Below are 16,308 nucleotides of genomic sequence, written 5' to 3'. Positions count from 1 at the left end.
GTGCGGGGGCGCCGGGTTGGTGGCCGGGGTGTCGTCGGCGGCGTAGGTGGCGAGGCTCCTGCCGTCGGTGTAGAGCCAGCGGGTGCGCTCGGGGTCGTAGAGCCAGAGGGACGTGCCGTCGGCGACGACGCCGAGGCGCAGACCGTGGGTGCGGTGCTGGAAGGTCTCGCCGTCGAGTGCGCCGGTCACGAGTTCCTCGACGGCGGCCCGGTAACCGGCGAGGGCCTGCTCGGCGCGGGTGAGCAGGGGCCGGGGGTCGGCGCTGGTGTCCAGGGGGCCGCCGGTGGTGGGCGGGTCGTCGGGCACGGCGACCAGGGCGCGGCCGTCGACCCAGGCGGACCAGCCGTTGGCGCACTCGACGCGCCCCCAGTCCCCGCGCCGGTCGGTGAGGCGGACCGGCAGCAGGGGGTCGAGGGAGACCGTCGGCCGGGCCGGGTCGGGGGCCTCCCAGGCGGGCATGCCGTCCCGGGGGACGACGTGGGTGGGCCGGAATCCGGGGCTGCTCATCGGCTACTTCCGCATCACGAGGGGTTCCTGGCGGCGCAGCAGCCGGGCCACGGCGAAGCCGAAGACCGCCGAGAGGACGACGAGCATGCCGATGTCGAGCAGCCAGACGTCCGTGGCGTGCCGGAACAGCGGATCGTCGGTGATGTCGCTGTTCACGATCCGGGAGATGTCGATGGTCCCGGCCATCGCGCCGAGCGCCCAGCGGGAGGGCACCAGCCAGGCCAGTTGCTGGAGGCCGGGCACCCCGTCCAGCGACAGCAGCGCCCCGCAGAACACCACCTGGACGATGGCGAGCAGCACCAGCAGCGGCATCGTCACCTCCTCCTTGCGCACCAGCGCGGAGATGAGCAGGCCCAGCATCATGGCCGTGAAGGCGAGCAGGGCGACCGCCACGGTGATCTCGACAAGGGGCGGCATCACCACGCCCTTCCCGCCCGGCGCGTTGAGATCGACGCCGAGCAGCGCGACCAGGGTGAGCACCACGGCCTGGAGCACGGTGATGGTGCCGAGCACGATCACCTTGGACATCAGATACGCCGATCTGGACAGGCCGACGGCGCGTTCCCGCTGGTAGATCACGCGTTCCTTGACGATCTCCCGCACCGCGTTGGCCGCGCCGGTGAGGACGCCGCCGACGCACAGGATGAGGAGCGCGTTCAGCGCGGTGCGCCGGGTGAGTTCGCCGCCCGCCAGGGCGCGGGCCATGGCCCCCATCACGAACGGCAGCGCGATCATGATGGCGAGGAAGGTGCGGTCGGCGCTGAGCGCGGCGGCGTACCGGCGCACCAGGGTGCGCAGCTGTCCGGTCCAGCCCCGGGGCCGGGGCGGCGGGCCGACGAGCACCGGGCCCTCGCGGGGCACCTGGGGCTGAGCGGTGGCGGTGACGTACTTGCGGTGCTGCGGCGAGTCGCGGTATTGCCCGGCCCAGTCCCGGTCCCGCTCCCGTTCGAAGGCCTCGAACGCCTCCGGCCACTGGGCGAAGTCGAAGAAGGACAGGGCGTCGTCGGGCGGGCCGTAGTAGGCGACCTTGCCGCCGGGCGCCAGCACCAGGAGCCGGTCGCAGACGTCGAGGCTGAGGACGCTGTGGGTGACGACGATGACGGTGCGGCCGTCGTCGGCGAGGCCGCGCAGCATGTGCATCACCGAGCGGTCCATGCCGGGGTCGAGTCCGGAGGTCGGTTCGTCGAGGAAGAGCAGCGACGGCTTGGTGAGCAGTTCGAGGGCGACGCTGACGCGTTTGCGCTGGCCGCCGGAGAGGCTGTGCACGGGCTGCCCGGCGCGTTCCTCCAGCCCCAGTTCGCGGATCACCTCGTCGACGCGTTCGAGGCGCTCGGCCTTGGCGGTGTCCTGCGGGAAGCGCAGCTCGGCCGCGTAGGTCAGGGCGCTGCGGACGGTGAGCTGGGCGTGCAGGATGTCGTCCTGCGGGACGAGCCCGATGCGCTGCCGCAGTTCGGCGTAGTCGTGGTAGAGGTCGCGGCCGTCGTAGAGGACGGTGCCGTGGTCGGCGGGGCGCTGGCCGGTGAGGGCGTTCAGCAGGGTGGACTTGCCCGCGCCGCTCGGGCCGACCACGGCGAGCAGGCACTTCTCCCCCACCGGGAAGGACACGTGGTCGAGGAGGATCTTGCGGCCCCGGTCCACGGCGACGGTGAGGTCCTGCACGTCGAGGGAGACCTCGCCGGTGTCGACGTACTCCTGGAGCTGGTCGCCGACGAGGCTGAAGTCGGAGTGGCCGACGCCGACGATGTCGCCCTGCCGGACGACGGCGTGCATCTCCACCCGTACGCCGTTGAGGTAGGTGCCGTTGTGGCTGCCGAGGTCGACGATCTCGTAGGTGCCGTCGGGCTGGAAATGCAGCTCGGCGTGGTGGCGGGAGACGATCAGGTCGTCGACGACCAGGTCGTTGTCGGGTCCGCGGCCGATGCGGATGGTGCGGGTGGGCAGCGGCCGGACGTTGGTGGGTTGGCGGAAGGTGTGGGTGAGCGCGGGCTGGTGCACCGCGGAGGGGCGGTCCGCCACGGGGGCCGGTGCGCCGGTCAGGACCGCGCGGGGGCCGTCGGTGGCGTTGCCGAAGCGGAGCACGCTGCCGGGACCGACGTCCGACTCGCTCACCCGGCGGCCGTCGGCGTAGGTGCCGTTCGTACTGTGTTCGTCCGCCAGCGTCCAGTGATCGCCCTCGGGCCTGAGCACCGCGTGGTGCCAGGAGACCCGGGCGTCATCGAGGACGATGTCGCTGAGAGGGTCACGACCGACGTGGTAGTCGCGGGTCGGGCTGATCACCGTCGCGCCCGTATCGGTCTCCAGGACGAGTTGGGGTGCCGTCGTACCGGCGGGCTTCGCCATGCCTGGAATTCTACCGATTCGCCCTCTTATATGCCTGGCCACCGGTGACGGCCGGAGCCAGGGCCGGGCCCGCTCAGGCGACCGGCACGACCAGCACCGGGGCGGTGCGCTGCATGCGCAGGGCGTCCACCGACTCGGCGAGCAGCTCGTACTCGGTGGTGTCGTCGCTGGTGGCGATCCGCACCAGCCGCCCGGCCGCCAACTCGTCGGCGACCCGCTCCTGTTGGGTGATGTCGCCGCACCAGGCGCGCAGCAGCGCGGGGACGTCGGCGACCGAGGCGGCGACCGGGACGAGGGCGCCCGACGGGTACGGCTCCTGCTCGGGGTGCGGGTCGAGCCGCTCGGCGATCCAGGTGGCGCGGTCGCGCAGCCACCACAGGGCCAAAGCCAGGGTGGGCGCCCGGTAGGTGCCGAGCGGTACGCCGATGCGCCGCCCGTCACAGATGCCGTACGCGGTGACGTGGCACAGGAATTCGTCGTGCACGTTCGCCTCCCCCGATGCGTCAGTCGCTGCGGGTGCTGCCTCTCTTCCGTACGGCTCCTGTGCGTGAACTGTCCCTGACGTTGAGTATCTTCACTCTTGAACCAGTGTCACCACGCCATTCCGGCCACTCTCCTGGCATATTCCGGGGGCCTGTTGGCCGGAAAGAGCCGGAAAGAGCCGGTGCGCCACCGGCGGCCCTGCCGGGGGCCGGTGGCGCACCGCCTCAGTGGCTCAGCGGCCGACGACCGCGTCGATCCGCGCCAGTTCCTCCGCGTCGAAGTCCAGGTTGCCGATGGCGGCGACGCTGTCCTCCAACTGCCGCGCGCTGCTCGCGCCGACCAGGGCGGAGGTCACCCGGCCGCCACGCAGCACCCAGGAGAGCGCAAGCTGCGCCAGGGTCTGGCCGCGGGACTTGGCGATGTCGTCGAGGGCGCGCAGCTGCGCCACCAGGTCCTCGGTGAGCGCGTCCCGGTTCAGGAACGGGCTGTCGCTGGCCGCCCGGGAGTCCTCGGGGATGCCGTCCAGGTAGCGGGCGGTGAGCACGCCCTGCTCCAGCGGGGAGTAGGCGATGGAGCCGACCTGGAGTTCGTCGAGCGCGTCCAGCAGGCCCTCGTCCTCGGGGCGGCGGTCCAGCATCGAGTAGCGCGGCTGGTGGATGAGGAGCGGGGTGCCCAGCTCGCCCAGGATGCGGGCGGCCTCCCGGGTCTGCTCGGCGGAGTAGTTGGAGACGCCGACGTAGAGCGCCTTGCCCTGCTGGACCGCCGAGTGCAGGGCGCCCATCGTCTCCTCCAGCGGAGTCTCCGGGTCGGGGCGGTGCGAGTAGAAGACGTCGACGTACTCCAGGCCCATCCGCTTCAGGCTCTGGTCCAGCGACGACAGCAGGTACTTGCGCGAACCCCACTCGCCGTAGGGGCCCGGCCACATCAGATAGCCCGCCTTGGTGGAGATGATCATCTCGTCCCGGTACGGCGCGAAGTCCGCCGCCAGCGCCTCGCCGAAGGCGGACTCGGCGGCGCCGGGCGGCGGGCCGTAGTTGTTGGCGAGGTCGAAGTGGGTGATGCCGAGGTCGAAGGCGCGGCGCAGGATGGCGCGCTGGGTCTCCACCGGCCGGTCGGGCCCGAAGTTGTGCCACAGGCCGAGCGACAGCGCCGGCAGCTTCAGGCCGCTGCGTCCGGTGCGCCGGTAGGGCATGTCCGCGTAGCGGTCGGGGTGTGCGGTGTACAACGCGACTCCAATACTCCCGGTACTCCAGTGTCCGTGGGCCCACTCTTTCGCGGCCCCGGGCAGCAGTCCAACAGAAGAATCCGATGGAATTCAGCGGATAGGCTTCTCAATCATGGAACTGCGCCATCTCCAGCACTTCGTCGCGGTCGCCGAGGACCAGCATTTCACCCGGGCCGCCGAGCGGCTCATGGTCTCCCAGTCGGGTCTTTCGGCCTCCATCCGGGCCCTGGAGCGGGAACTCCAGACACCGCTGTTCGTGCGGACCACCCGCAGGGTGACGCTCACCGAGGCGGGGCGGGCGCTGCTGGCGGAGGCGGAGCGGGTCCTGGCGCAGGTGCGGGCGGCGCACGAGGCGGTGGCCGCGGTGCAGGGCGTGCTGCGGGGCACGCTGGCGCTGGGCACCGAGCAGTGCATCGCGGGCGTCGACACGGCCCGGCTGCTGGCCGGGTTCCGGCGCCGCCACCCCGACGTGGAGATCCGGCTGCGGCAGGCGGGCTCCGGCGCGCTCGCGGAGGAGGTCGCGGCCGGGCGCCTCGACCTGGCGTTCGCCGTGCGCAGCCCCGGGGACGCCGAACAGCTGACCGCCGTACCGCTGACCGCTGAGCCGATGGTGCTGCTCTGCCACCCCGGCCACCGGCTCGCCGTCGCGGGCGCCGCCGTCACCCCCGAGAATCTCGGGGAGGAGGTGTTCGTCGACTTCCACCCGGACTGGGGGCCGCGCCGGATCACCGACGCCGCGTTCGCCGCCGCGGGCGTACGGCGGACCGTCGCCCTGGAGGTGAACGACGTGCACAGCCTGCTCGACCTGGTCGAGCAGAACCTCGGAGTCGCCGTCGTCCCCCGGCACTTCCGGCACAAGCGGGCCGCGCTGGCCGCGCTGCCGGTGAAGGGCACCGGCGAGGCGGTCTACCGGACCGTGGCGCTGCTGCCGCCGCCGAGTGCCACCAGTCCGGCGGCGCGGGCGCTGATGACGCTGCTGGAGGCGGAGCCCTCCTCCGGGGGCGCGTGACGGGCGGCGATGCGCCATGGTGGGACCATGCATGCCAAGGACATCCTCATCGAGGCGTACGCCCGCATCCGGGAAGAAGTCCACGCCACCGTCGAGGGCCTCGGCCCCGACGACCTCAACACCCGCCCCTCCCCGGACTCCAACTCCGTCTCCTGGCTGATCTGGCACCTCACCCGGGTCCAGGACGACCACATCGCCGACGCCTTCGGTCTCGACCAGGTCTGGCTCACCCAGGACTGGCAGAAGCGGTTCAACCTCGACCTGCCCAGGCACGACACCGGTTACGGGCACAGCGCCGCGAAGGTCGCCAAGGTGCGGGTCGACTCCGGTGACCTGCTCACCGGCTACCACGACGCCGTGCACGAGCAGACCCTCACCGCCCTGCGCGGGCTGACCGCCGGGGACCTGGAGCGCATCGTCGACGAGCGCTGGGACCCGCCGGTCACCCTGGGCGTACGGCTGGTGAGCGTCCTGTCCGACGATCTCCAGCACGTCGGACAGGCCGCCTATGTGCGCGGACTGCTTCAGAGCGCGGACGCGTAGCCCGGCAGGACGACGTCCTCGATCAGCGCCCTGCGCTCGTCGAACGGGAGAAAGGCGCTCTTGAGGGCGTTCACGGTGACCGTGCGCAGGTCCTCGAGCGTCCAGCCCGCCTCCTCCACCAGCAGCGACATCTCACGGGTCATGGTGGTGCCGGACACCAGCCGGTTGTCGGTGTTGAGGGTGACGCGGAAGCCGAGGTCCTTCAGGGCGGTGATCGGGTGCTCGGCGATCGAGGTGGCGGCACCGGTCTGGAGGTTGGAGGTGGGGCACATCTCCAGCGCGATCCGGCGGTCGCGGACCCAGCCCGCGAGCCGGCCGAGCTTGCCTTCCACGATGTCGTCCGTGATGCGCACACCGTGCCCGATGCGCTGGGCGCCGCAGACCTGGAGGGCCTGGTGGATGCTGGGCAGGCCGTGCGCCTCGCCCGCGTGGATGGTGAACGGCACGTTCTCGCGGCGCAGGTACTCGAAGGCGGACAGGTGGTCGGCGGGCGGGAAGCCGTCCTCGGCGCCCGCTATGTCGAAGCCGACGACACCGGCGTCCCGGAAGGCGACCGCGAGATCGGCGGTCTCCCGGGTGCGGTCGAACATCCGCATCCCGCACAGCAGGGTGCCCACCCGGACCGGCGTCCCGGCCGCGGCGGCCCGGGCCATGCCCGCGGCCAGCCCCTCCTGGACGGTCTCGACGACCTCGGGCAGGGTCAGGCCGCCCTTCAGCATCAGCTCGGGCGCGTAGCGGACCTCGCCGTAGACGACGCCGTCGGCGGCCAGGTCGAGGACGTACTCCTCGGCGGTGCGCAGCAGGCCCTCGCGGCTCTGCATCACGGCGAGGGTGTGCTCGAAGGTGGCGATGTAGCGGACCAGGTCGCCGGAGTTGGCGGCCTCGACGTACCAGGCGGCCAGCTCGTCCGGGTCGGTGGTGGGCAGGGTGTGGCCGACCGCGTCCGCGAGTTCCACGACGGTCGCGGGGCGCAGGCCGCCGTCGAGGTGGTCGTGGAGCACGGCCTTGGGGAGGCGGCGGAGGGTCTCGGTATCTACGCGCGTAGCTTTCATGTGCGGTCGTACTCCGGGTTTCTGCGGTCTCGGGTCGTTCAGATAGTGGCGGGCTGGAGGAGGTCCCAGCGGTTGCCGTAGAGGTCCTGGAAGACGGCGACCGTGCCGTACGGCTCGTGCCGGGGCGTCTCCAGGAAGGTCACGCCCGCGGCGAGCATCCGGGCGTGGTCGCGGGCGAAGTCGTCGGTGTGCAGGAAGAAGCCGACCCGGCCGCCGGTCTGGTCGCCGACCCGGGCCCGCTGGGCGCCGTCCTTGCCGCGGGCCAGCAGCAGGGCCGTGCCCGCGTCGGCCGGACCCGCCTCCACCACGACCCACCGGGAGCCGTCCGGGCGCGGGGTGTCCTCGGCGAGGCGGAAGCCGAGGGCGTCGGTGTAGAAGCGGATCGCCTCGTCGTAGTCGTCGACGACGAGGGTGACCAGGGCGATGCGTCTCATCACGGCCTTCCGGGACGGGTGATTGACGCGAGAGGTTATACGTAAAACTCGGTGGACGCCAGTTCCATGGCCACCCCGATCGTCGACGTGCTCCTGGGTTGACCCATGGATCTCCGTCAGCGCCCGGCGTCTCGGTCCGGCGGCCTAGGCCCATCGCCCGAGGCGCGGCGCACGTGTGATCACTAGCGTGCCGGTCATGGAGATCACCGAGACACCCCGCACCCCGGCGGAGCGCAAGCGGCGGCTGCTGGAGCGGCTGGAGCGGGAGCAGGACGTCTGGGTGGCCACGGCCGATGGCGCCGGGGTGCCGTGCCTGGTCGCGCTCTGGTTCGTCTGGGACGGGCGGGCGCTGTGGGTGTCCACGCGGCTGACCAACCCCACCGGCCGCAATCTTCGTGAGGCGGGGCGGGCCCGCGTGGCCTTCGGCGACACCCGGGACGTCGTCCTCGTCGACGGCGAGGTGGACGCCTTCCCCGCCCCAAAGGCACCGGAGGCGGCCGTCGCGGGGCTGCGGGCGAAGTACGGCTGGGACCCGCGCGGCGACAGCGCGTCGTACGCCTTCTACCGGATCCGCCCGCGCACGGTGCAGGCCTACCGGGGCGAGCACGAGATGCGCGGGCGGTTCCTCATGCGGGACGGGGCGTGGGTCGTCTGACCCGCACCCCTCCCCCGGGCCCCCGGGTCAGCAGTACAGGTTGCCGCCCGGCGCGACGCCGAGGATCTGTGTGAACCGCTGGTAGTTGGAGACGCGGCTCTGGACCTGGGCCGGGTTGCGGCCGTCACACTCCAGGGAGCCGTTGATGCTGCGGATGGTCTGGCCGAAGCCCGCGCCGTTCACCATGGCGTTGTGGGGGGTCATGGTGCCGGGTCCGGTCTGGGTGTTCCAGTACCACAGGCCGGTCTTCCAGGCGACGGAGGCGTCGTTCTGCACCAGCCACGGGTTGGTCAGCAGCGGCAGCCCCAACGCGTCGCCCGCCGCCTTGTAGTTGAAGTTCCAGCTGAGCTGGATCGGGCCGCGCCCGTAGTAGGCGGACTGGCCCGCCGGGCAGCCGTACGGCTGGCTCCAGTCGCAGTAGTGCGGGTAGTTGGCGGTGTTCTGCTCGACGATGTGCACCAGTCCGCCGGTCTCGTGGCTGACGTTGGCGAGGAAGGCGGCGGCCTCCTGCTTCTTCACGGTGTCGCTGCCGGTGTTGGCGAAGCCGGGGTAGGCGCTCAGCGCCGCGGTGAGACCGCTGTAGGTGTAGAACGAGTTCCGGTTCGGGAACATCTGGTTGAACTGCGCCTCGGTCACCACGAAACTGCCGACCGGGGTGCCGGAGTCACAGGGGTAGGGGTCCCAGTACCAGGTGCTGATGGTGGGGTCGTAGCCCGGGTTGGCGTGCTCGGCTATGTAGGCCTTGCCGTCGGTGTAGCGGACGATGTCACCCGCGTTGTACGACCTTCCCGCGGCCCACGCGGGATAGCTGGAGCACGCGGCGGCGGAGGCACCGGAGGCGGGCAGCAGCACCGGGGTACTGGCTCCGATGGCGAGGGCGGCGAGGACGGCGGCGGTACGGCGGCGGGGCATGGGCGACTCCTTCGCGAAGCACGGCCGCTCCCGGGCAGGGCAGGGGCGGGCCTCGGCCCTGCGCGCACGCACCGGACGGATCGGCTGCGGCGTGGGGGCGGCCGTGGTGGGGGGTGGTGGTGCCACACTCCCGCATTGGTATGTACCAGTCAAGGGTGTAGACCAGTCAACGCCCGTGTCCCGTGGCCTGGTTGGCCCCCCGGCCACCTCATTCGCCCCCGGTCCCCTGCTCCAGCGTCACCGCGAGCCGGGCCAGCAACGTGCGCAGCAGTTCCTCGTCGGCCGGGTCGAGGACGGGCCAGTCGGCGCGCACCGCGCGGTCGGCCCGGCGCCAGAAGTCCCGCCCGCGCGGCGTGAGATGGGCGAGGACGCGACGGCGGTCGAGGGGGTCGACCCGGCGGTGCACCAGGTTCTGGTCGACGAGGTGGTCGACCAGCTTGGTCAGCGTCGGCGGCGGCAGGAAGGCGGCCTCGGCGATCGCCGACATATGGTGTCCGGCCCCGTCGGAGAGCAGCGCCAGCACCCGCCAGGCCTCCGGCGAACAGCCCTCCTGCGCCAGCACCTCCTGGAGCCGACGCGCGGCCAGCCGCTCGGCCCGCGTCAGCAACCGCATCAGATCGTGCGTCCGGCGTACGGACGAGGTGGCCATCGCGCTCCTTGAGGCCTGTCGGGCCGGTCACGGGATGCGGACATCGTAGGAGACGGGGGCGGGACGGGCGTGAGACGGACTGGAGTTCACCTGGTGGTCCCGGAATCATGGCCGCATGTTCCGGCACGACCCCCTGGCCCCCGACTGGCTCCCGGCCGACGACGCGGTGCTCGGCGTCGCCCTGGTCTTCCCCATGCAGGGGCCGGGCGGGATCTTCGGTCCGGCCTGTGAGCTGTGCGCACGGCTGGCCGCCGACGAGGTGAACCGCGCCGGCGGTGTACTGGGGCGGGAGGTGCGGCTGCTGCCGGTCGACGGGGGCGCGCCGCCCCGGCAGATCGCCGACCAGGTGGCGGCGCTGGTGGACCTGGGTGCCGTACAGGGGGTGACGGGCTGGCACATCTCCTCGGTGCGGCAGGCACTGGCGCCGAGGATCGCCCATCGGGTGCCGTACGTCTACACCGCCCTGTACGAGGGCGGCGAGCACACCGCCGGGGTGTTCCTGACCAGCGAGACCCCGCGCGACCAGTTGCGGCCCGCGATGACGCTGCTGGCGCACGAGCGCCGGGTGCGGCGCTGGTTCGTGGTGGGCAACGACTACGTGTGGCCCCGGCGGACGGCTCGGGCCGCCCACGGCTACGCGCGCGAGTCCGGCGGGCGGATCAGCGGCGAGGTGTACCTCCCGCTGGGCACCCATGACTTCGAGCCGGTGCTGCGGCGGATCGAGCGCTCGGACGCCGACGGGGTGCTGATGCTGCTGGTCGGCAGTGACGCGGTGCGCTTCAACCGGGCCTTCGCCGCGTACGGTCTGGACGCCCGGTGTCTGCGGCTGAGCACGCTGATGGACGAGAACATGCTGATGGCGAGCGGCGCCCCGGCCACCGTCGACCTCTACAGCACCGCGGGCTTCTTCGCCTCGCTGGCCAACCGGGACACCCTCGACTTCCACGGCCGGTACGCCGAGCGGTACGGCGTCGAGGCACCAGCGCCCGGCAGTCTCGCCGAATCCTGTTACGAGGGCGTGCTGTTGCTGGCCGCCTTGATCGGCCGGGCCCGCACCCTGGAGGTGACGGCGATCGGCGCCGCGGCGGACTCGGTCTCCTACGAGGGGGCGCGCGGGGTGCTGCGGCTGCGTCGGGGGCATGTGCGGCAGCGGATCTACCTGGCCCGCGCGGACGGCCTCGATTTCGACGTGGTCACGGAACTGGATCTCCCCAACTCCCGCCCTTGACAGGGTTCCAGGCCGTCAAGATACTTCCTGCGGAAAATAATGAGAATGCCTCGGCCGAATTGTGAAGCGAGTTTCGAAACGCACTTCACATTCGTCCGGGGCGTTTTTTGTTGCCTCCGGGAAAGTCCCGCGAAACGCTGTGGAAACAGGGCGACTTGAGGCTGTGGACCGCACTTGGGGAGGTTGCCTTCCTGCACACCCGAGGGGGTTCTTTTGTCCAGCGGTTCACTCTTTTCCCGCCGTCGCCTGCTGGCCGGTGGTGCCGCGTTCACGGCGGTCGTCGCACTGAGCGCGTGCGGCGCGAAGACCGACGACGCGGCCGGCTCGTCCGACGGGGCCGCACAGGCCGACGTCAGCGGCGACACGGTCAAGGTCGGCCTGCTCAACTCGCTCTCCGGCACCATGGCGATCAGCGAGGTGACCGTGCGCGACTCGCTGAAGCTGGCGATCGAGGAGATCAACGCCTCCGGCGGGGTGCTCGGCAAGCAGATCAGGCCGATCAGCGAGGACGGCGCCTCCGACTGGCCGACCTTCGCCGAGAAGGCCCAGAAGCTGATCCGGGAGGACCGGGTCGCCGCCACCTTCGGCTGCTGGACCTCCGCCAGCCGCAAGGCCGTCAAGCCCGTGTTCGAGAAGAACAGGTCGCTGCTGTTCTACCCGGTGCAGTACGAGGGCCTGGAGCAGTCGCCGTACATCTTCTACACCGGCGCCACCACCAACCAGCAGATCGTGCCGGCCCTCGACTACCTCAAGGACCAGGGGAAGAAGCGGGTCTACCTGGTCGGCAGCGACTACGTCTTCCCCCGCACCGCCAACAAGATCATCAAGGCGTACGCCGAGGCCAACGGCATGACCGTGCTCGGTGAGGACTACGCACCGCTGGGCTCGACCGAGTTCAGCACGATCGCCAACAAGGTGAAGGCGTCGAAGGCGGACGCCGTCTTCAACACCCTCAACGGCGATTCCAACGTGGCCTTCTTCAAGGAGTACAAGTCGGCCGGGCTGACCGCGGAGGCGATGCCGGTGGTGTCGGTGTCGATCGCCGAGGAGGAGGTCAAGTCGATCGGCTCGCAGTACCTGGCGGGCCAGCTGACGGCCTGGAACTACTACCAGACGACGGCGGGCGCGGCCAACGAGAAGTTCGTGACCGCGTACAAGGCCAAGTACGGGCAGGACAAGCCGACCAGCGACCCGATGGAGGCCGCCTACACCTCCGTCTACCTGTGGAAGGCGATGGTGGAGAAGGCGGGGTCCTTCGACCCGGAGAAGGTGAAGACGGCGGCCGACGGCATCACCTTCGAGGCGCCCGAGGGCGAGGTAACCGTCGACGGGGCGACCCAGCACATCGCCAAGACCGCACGCATCGGCGAAATCGGCACCGACGGCCTGATCAAGGAGGTGTGGAACTCCGGCGGGCCCATCGAGCCGGACCCCTACCTGAAGGGCTACCCGTGGGCCTCCGGCCTGTCCTGACCGCCCGCCGACCGGGGGCCCGCGCCAGCCGGGCCCCCGGCTCACGCCTCCCCGGAGCCGCCGTATGACCGTGATCCTCGGTCAGACCTTCACCGGTATCTCGATCGGTGCCGTCCTGCTGCTCATCGCGCTCGGCCTGTCCCTCACCTTCGGCCAGATGAACGTCATCAACATGGCCCACGGCGAGTTCATCATGGCGGGCGCCTACACCACGTATGTCCTCCAGAAATCCATTTCCGGCGCCGGGGTCTCGCTCCTCGTCGCGCTGCCCGTCGCCTTTCTCGTCTCGGGCGCGCTGGGCGCGCTGCTGGAATGGCTGCTGATACGACGGCTGTATCTGCGGCCGCTCGACACGCTGCTGGTCACCTGGGGCGTATCGCTGATGCTTCAGCAACTCGCGCGGGACGTCTTCGGCGCGCCCAACGTGCAGACCCGGGCACCGGACTGGCTCACCGGCCATGTCACCGTCATCGGCGGGGACGACCCGCTCACCGTCGCCAACAGCCGCCTGTTCATCCTGGGTCTGGCGATCGCCGCGGTGCTCGCGCTGGCGCTGACCCTGCGGCTGACGCCGCTCGGCCGCCGGATCCGGGCGGTGGTGCAGAACCGGGACCTCGCCGAGGTGTCCGGCATCTCCACCGCACGCGTCGACCGCACCGCCTTCTTCCTCGGCTCCGGGCTCGCCGGGATCGCCGGGGTGGCCCTCACCCTGGTCGGCCCGATCGGACCGACCATGGGCACCAACATCATCATCGACGCCTTCCTGGTGATCGTGGTCGGCGGGATCGGCCGGCTCCGGGGCACGGTGATCGTCGCGTTCGTGCTGGGAGTCATGCAGTCGGTGCTGGAGTACTCCACCACTGTCAGCGTGGCCAAGGTGCTGGTCCTGGTCGCCATCGTCGCCTTCCTCCAGTGGCGGCCCCAGGGGCTGTACACCCTGCGCACGAGGAGTCTCGTATGAACCTGCTGAAAGGTCCCCCGGCGCGGGCCGCCGCCGGTTTCGCCGGGGCCGCCGTCCTGCTGTTCGCGGTCGCGCCGCTCGCGCTGAGCGACTTCCGGCTCGGGCTGCTCGCCAAGTACCTGTGCACCGCCATGGTCGCCGTCGGTATCTGTCTGGCCTGGGGCCGCGGCGGGCTGCTCACCCTCGGGCAGGGCGTGTTCTTCGGGCTCGGCGGCTACGCCATGGCCATGCACCTCAAGCTTGCCGACGCGGGCCCGGGCAACCTGCCCGACTTCATGCTGCTGTACGGCACCGCGACCGAACTGCCCTGGTGGTGGCGGCCGTTCGCCAACCCGGTGTTCGCGCTGGCCGCGACCGTGCTGCTGCCGATGGCGGTCGCCGCGCTGCTCGGCCTGTTCGTCTTCCGGCGGCGGGTCAAGGGCGCGTACTTCGCGATCCTCAGCCAGGCGCTCGCCGCCGCCTTCGCGATCTGGCTGATCGGCCAGCAGGCCACCACCGGCGGCACCAACGGACTGACCGACATCCAGGGCTTCTTCGGCTACGACCTCGACGACCCCGTCAACCAGCGGATGGTGTACTTCGTCATCGCCGCCGCCCTGCTGGCCCTGATCGCCATCGCCCGCCAGCTCATCCACAGCCGCTACGGAGAACTCCTGATCGCCGTACGCGACTCCGAGGAACGGGTGCGGTTCCTCGGCTACGACCCCGCCAACGTCAAACTCGTCGCGTACGTCGTCGCGGCGGGCATGGCGGGACTCGCGGGCGCGCTGTTCGTTCCCGCGGTCGGCATCATCTCGCCCGCGATGATCGGCATCGTGCCGTCCATCGAGTTCGTCATCGGCGCCGCCGTCGGCGGCCGGGCCAGCCTGGTGGGCGCGGTGCTCGGCGCGGTCGGCGTGGCCTGGGCGAGGACCGCGTTGTCGGAGGAGTTCCCCGCGGCGTGGACGTACTTCCAGGGGCTGCTGTTCGTCGTGGCGCTGGCGTTCCTGCCCGGCGGTCTGGCCTCGCTGGCCGGTCTGCTGCGGCGGCGCCGGGCGGCCCGGCGGACGAAGGGCCCGGCGCCACTTCCGATGGGAGAAGCAGCGTGAGCGACACCGGACTCGGACTGGAGATACGGCAACTGCGGGTGTCGTTCGACGGCTTCACCGCGGTGGACGGGGTCGATCTGGAGGTGCGGCCCGGCGACCTGCGGTTCCTGATCGGGCCGAACGGCGCCGGGAAGACCACTCTCGTCGACGCCGTCACCGGACTGGTGCGGGCGCACGGCTCGGTGCGTTTCGGCGGCGAGGAACTGCTGGGACGGAGTGTGCACCGGATCGCCCGGTCGGGCATCGGACGTACCTTTCAGACCGCCACCGTCTTCGAGGAGCTGACCGTCCTCCAGAACCTGGACATCGCGGCCGGGGCCGGCCGGGGCGCGTGGACCATGCTGCGACGCCGCAAGGGCGTCCCCGAGCCGGTCACCAGGGCACTGGAGACGGTGGGACTGACCGCGCTCGCCGACGCTCCAGCCGGGACCCTCGCGCACGGGCAGAAGCAGTGGCTGGAGATCGGCATGCTGCTGGTCCAGGACGTACGGCTGCTGCTGCTCGACGAGCCGGTGGCCGGAATGAGCCACGACGAGCGCGAGGCCACCGGGGAGCTGCTGCGAAGGGTCGGCGCCGGGCGGACGGTCGTCGTCATCGAGCACGACATGGACTTCATGCGGTCCTTCGCGCAGAGCGTCAGCGTGCTGCACGCGGGCCGGGTGCTCAGCGAGGGCACGGTGGCCGACGTGCAGGCCGACCCCCGGGTGCAGGAGGTGTACCTCGGCCACACGGCCGCCGAGGAGCCCGCCGCCGACGTGGCCGTGCGGGAGGCGTGATGCTCCGGATCGACGACGTGCGCGTGGGCTACCACCGCAGCAGTGTGCTGCACGGGGTGTCGGTGGAGGTGCCCGCGGACGGGGTGGCGGCGGTGCTCGGCCACAACGGCGCGGGCAAGAGCACCCTGCTGCGCGCCGCGATGGGGCTGCTCACCCCGACGCGCGGCCGGGTCCTGCTCGACGGCGAGGACATCACCCGGCGCCGTCCGCACGAGCGGGTGGCGCGCGGGATGGCGTACGTGCCGCAGGGCCAGCAGTCCTTCCCTCACCTGACGACCGCGGAGAACCTCCAGCTGGTGGCGGACGGGCGGCGGCGCGGCCGGACGGCGATCGACGAGGCACTGGACCTCTTCCCCGCGCTGCGCGCCCTGTCGGCCCGCCGGGCGGGGTTGCTCTCCGGCGGCCAGCGGCAGCAACTGGCGATCGCCCGCGCGCTGGTGACGGAGCCCCGGCTGCTGTTGCTCGACGAGCCGACGGAGGGCATCCAGCCGTCGGTGGTCGCCGAAATCGAGGAGACCGTCCTCGCCGTGGCCGGGCGTGGCGGGCTCTCGGTGCTCCTCGTCGAGCAGCACGTCGGCTTCGCGATGCGCGCGGCCCAGCGGTATGTCGTCCTGGAGGCCGGACGGGTCACCTCGTCGGGGGCGGGCGGCCGGGACGCGGAGCGGTCGGTGCGGGAGGCGCTCAGCGTGTGAGCGCCGGCGGGCGCCGGTCACGGACCGTCGCCCGGCACATCCGCCCCGGCCTCACCGGCGCCCGGGCCTCGCCCGGTCTCGTTCCTCGTCCTCCGCCGGGACGAGGACGAGGAACGAGTCCGACTTGAGGTCCATCACGACGGTCGCGGCGTCCTCGCCCTCCGCGCGCCGTCGCGCCGCGTACTCCTCCGCGGGCCACGATCCGCGCGGAGACCCAGCGGGAAACCGTTCCAGCACCCTCGCGCCCATGGCGGCAGACACCTCCGAGACCTCGGCTTCTC

18 protein-coding genes are annotated in these 16,308 nt (G+C 71.5%); 9 read left to right on the top strand and 9 right to left on the bottom strand.

Annotated features, from left to right (window positions below; translation table 11 throughout):
• The 4 genes from KBY47_RS33320 to mgrA form a co-directional block, all read right to left on the bottom strand.
• Window positions 1–507: hypothetical protein (locus KBY47_RS33320; RefSeq protein ID WP_210927883.1), on the bottom strand; the 507-nt coding region annotated here is incomplete at its 3' end.
• 3 nt (window positions 508–510) lie between these two features.
• On the bottom strand, window positions 511–2,847 hold the full coding sequence (locus KBY47_RS33315) for an FHA domain-containing protein (RefSeq protein ID WP_210927881.1): 2,337 nt from the start codon (window positions 2,845–2,847) through the stop codon (window positions 511–513).
• A 73-nt stretch (window positions 2,848–2,920) separates the two neighbouring features.
• Window positions 2,921–3,331 (bottom strand): hypothetical protein, encoded by a 411-nt coding sequence (locus tag KBY47_RS33310; RefSeq protein ID WP_210927879.1) that lies wholly within the window; start codon window positions 3,329–3,331, stop codon window positions 2,921–2,923.
• Between the two features lie 231 nt (window positions 3,332–3,562).
• Window positions 3,563–4,555, bottom strand: a complete 993-nt coding sequence (gene mgrA, locus KBY47_RS33305) for an L-glyceraldehyde 3-phosphate reductase (RefSeq protein WP_210927877.1) — start codon at window positions 4,553–4,555, stop codon at window positions 3,563–3,565.
• A gap of 112 nt (window positions 4,556–4,667) precedes the next feature.
• On the opposite strand from mgrA, the gene KBY47_RS33300 reads away from it, so the two are divergent.
• Together KBY47_RS33300 and KBY47_RS33295 are read left to right on the top strand one after the other, a co-directional pair.
• On the top strand, window positions 4,668–5,564 hold the full coding sequence (locus KBY47_RS33300) for a LysR substrate-binding domain-containing protein (RefSeq protein ID WP_210927875.1): 897 nt from the start codon (window positions 4,668–4,670) through the stop codon (window positions 5,562–5,564).
• Between the two features lie 27 nt (window positions 5,565–5,591).
• Entirely contained in the window at window positions 5,592–6,107 is a 516-nt protein-coding gene (locus KBY47_RS33295) for a DUF664 domain-containing protein (RefSeq protein ID WP_210927873.1), read from the top strand.
• Here KBY47_RS33295 and KBY47_RS33290 read toward each other — a convergent pair.
• Both KBY47_RS33290 and KBY47_RS33285 read right to left on the bottom strand, forming a co-directional pair.
• Window positions 6,089–7,159, bottom strand: coding sequence for an adenosine deaminase (locus KBY47_RS33290; RefSeq protein WP_210927871.1), 1,071 nt, complete (start codon window positions 7,157–7,159; stop codon window positions 6,089–6,091). The genes KBY47_RS33295 and KBY47_RS33290 overlap by 19 nt on opposite strands.
• Window positions 7,160–7,197: 38 nt before the next feature.
• Window positions 7,198–7,593 (bottom strand): VOC family protein, encoded by a 396-nt coding sequence (locus KBY47_RS33285; RefSeq protein ID WP_210927869.1) that lies wholly within the window; start codon window positions 7,591–7,593, stop codon window positions 7,198–7,200.
• A gap of 196 nt (window positions 7,594–7,789) precedes the next feature.
• Here KBY47_RS33285 and KBY47_RS33280 point away from each other — a divergent pair, with 196 nt between their 5' ends.
• Window positions 7,790–8,248 carry a pyridoxamine 5'-phosphate oxidase family protein gene (locus KBY47_RS33280; RefSeq protein WP_210927867.1) on the top strand — a complete coding sequence of 153 codons (459 nt, stop codon included), beginning with the start codon at window positions 7,790–7,792 and terminating at the stop codon, window positions 8,246–8,248.
• 27 nt (window positions 8,249–8,275) lie between these two features.
• On the opposite strand, the gene KBY47_RS33275 is transcribed toward KBY47_RS33280, so the two are convergent.
• Together KBY47_RS33275 and KBY47_RS33270 are read right to left on the bottom strand one after the other, a co-directional pair.
• Window positions 8,276–9,160, bottom strand: a complete 885-nt coding sequence (locus KBY47_RS33275) for a glycoside hydrolase family 19 protein (RefSeq protein WP_210927865.1) — start codon at window positions 9,158–9,160, stop codon at window positions 8,276–8,278.
• A 208-nt stretch (window positions 9,161–9,368) separates the two neighbouring features.
• Entirely contained in the window at window positions 9,369–9,809 is a 441-nt protein-coding gene (locus KBY47_RS33270) for a MarR family winged helix-turn-helix transcriptional regulator (RefSeq protein WP_210927863.1), read from the bottom strand.
• A gap of 115 nt (window positions 9,810–9,924) precedes the next feature.
• On the opposite strand from KBY47_RS33270, the gene KBY47_RS33265 reads away from it, so the two are divergent.
• From KBY47_RS33265 to urtE, 6 genes are all read left to right on the top strand, one after another.
• Entirely contained in the window at window positions 9,925–11,037 is a 1,113-nt protein-coding gene (locus KBY47_RS33265; protein WP_210927861.1) for a substrate-binding domain-containing protein, read from the top strand.
• Between the two features lie 213 nt (window positions 11,038–11,250).
• Entirely contained in the window at window positions 11,251–12,510 is a 1,260-nt protein-coding gene (urtA, locus tag KBY47_RS33260) for an urea ABC transporter substrate-binding protein (protein WP_210927859.1), read from the top strand.
• A gap of 64 nt (window positions 12,511–12,574) precedes the next feature.
• On the top strand, window positions 12,575–13,471 hold the full coding sequence (gene urtB / locus KBY47_RS33255) for an urea ABC transporter permease subunit UrtB (RefSeq protein ID WP_210927857.1): 897 nt from the start codon (window positions 12,575–12,577) through the stop codon (window positions 13,469–13,471).
• Window positions 13,468–14,559, top strand: a complete 1,092-nt coding sequence (urtC, locus tag KBY47_RS33250) for an urea ABC transporter permease subunit UrtC (protein WP_210927855.1) — start codon at window positions 13,468–13,470, stop codon at window positions 14,557–14,559. Before urtB ends, urtC begins: the two co-directional genes overlap by 4 nt.
• A complete protein-coding gene (gene urtD / locus KBY47_RS33245) occupies window positions 14,556–15,335 on the top strand; it encodes an urea ABC transporter ATP-binding protein UrtD (RefSeq protein WP_210927853.1) in 780 nt (259 codons plus the stop codon). Before urtC ends, urtD begins: the two co-directional genes overlap by 4 nt.
• Window positions 15,335–16,027, top strand: a complete 693-nt coding sequence (urtE, locus tag KBY47_RS33240; protein WP_210927851.1) for an urea ABC transporter ATP-binding subunit UrtE — start codon at window positions 15,335–15,337, stop codon at window positions 16,025–16,027. The genes urtD and urtE overlap by 1 nt, the downstream gene beginning before the upstream one ends.
• A 51-nt stretch (window positions 16,028–16,078) precedes the next feature.
• On the opposite strand, the gene KBY47_RS33235 is transcribed toward urtE, so the two are convergent.
• The gene (locus tag KBY47_RS33235; RefSeq protein ID WP_210927849.1) at window positions 16,079–16,276 is read right to left on the bottom strand and encodes a hypothetical protein; all 198 of its coding nucleotides are present in this window, start codon (window positions 16,274–16,276) and stop codon (window positions 16,079–16,081) included.
• Between the last annotated feature and the right edge of the window lie 32 nt (window positions 16,277–16,308).

Source organism: Streptomyces sp. B93, assembly GCF_018070565.1.
Classification (GTDB): Bacteria; Actinomycetota; Actinomycetes; order Streptomycetales; family Streptomycetaceae; genus Streptomyces.
Note: the sequence above shows the minus strand (reverse complement) of the source record. Positions and strands in the feature narration are given on the sequence as shown.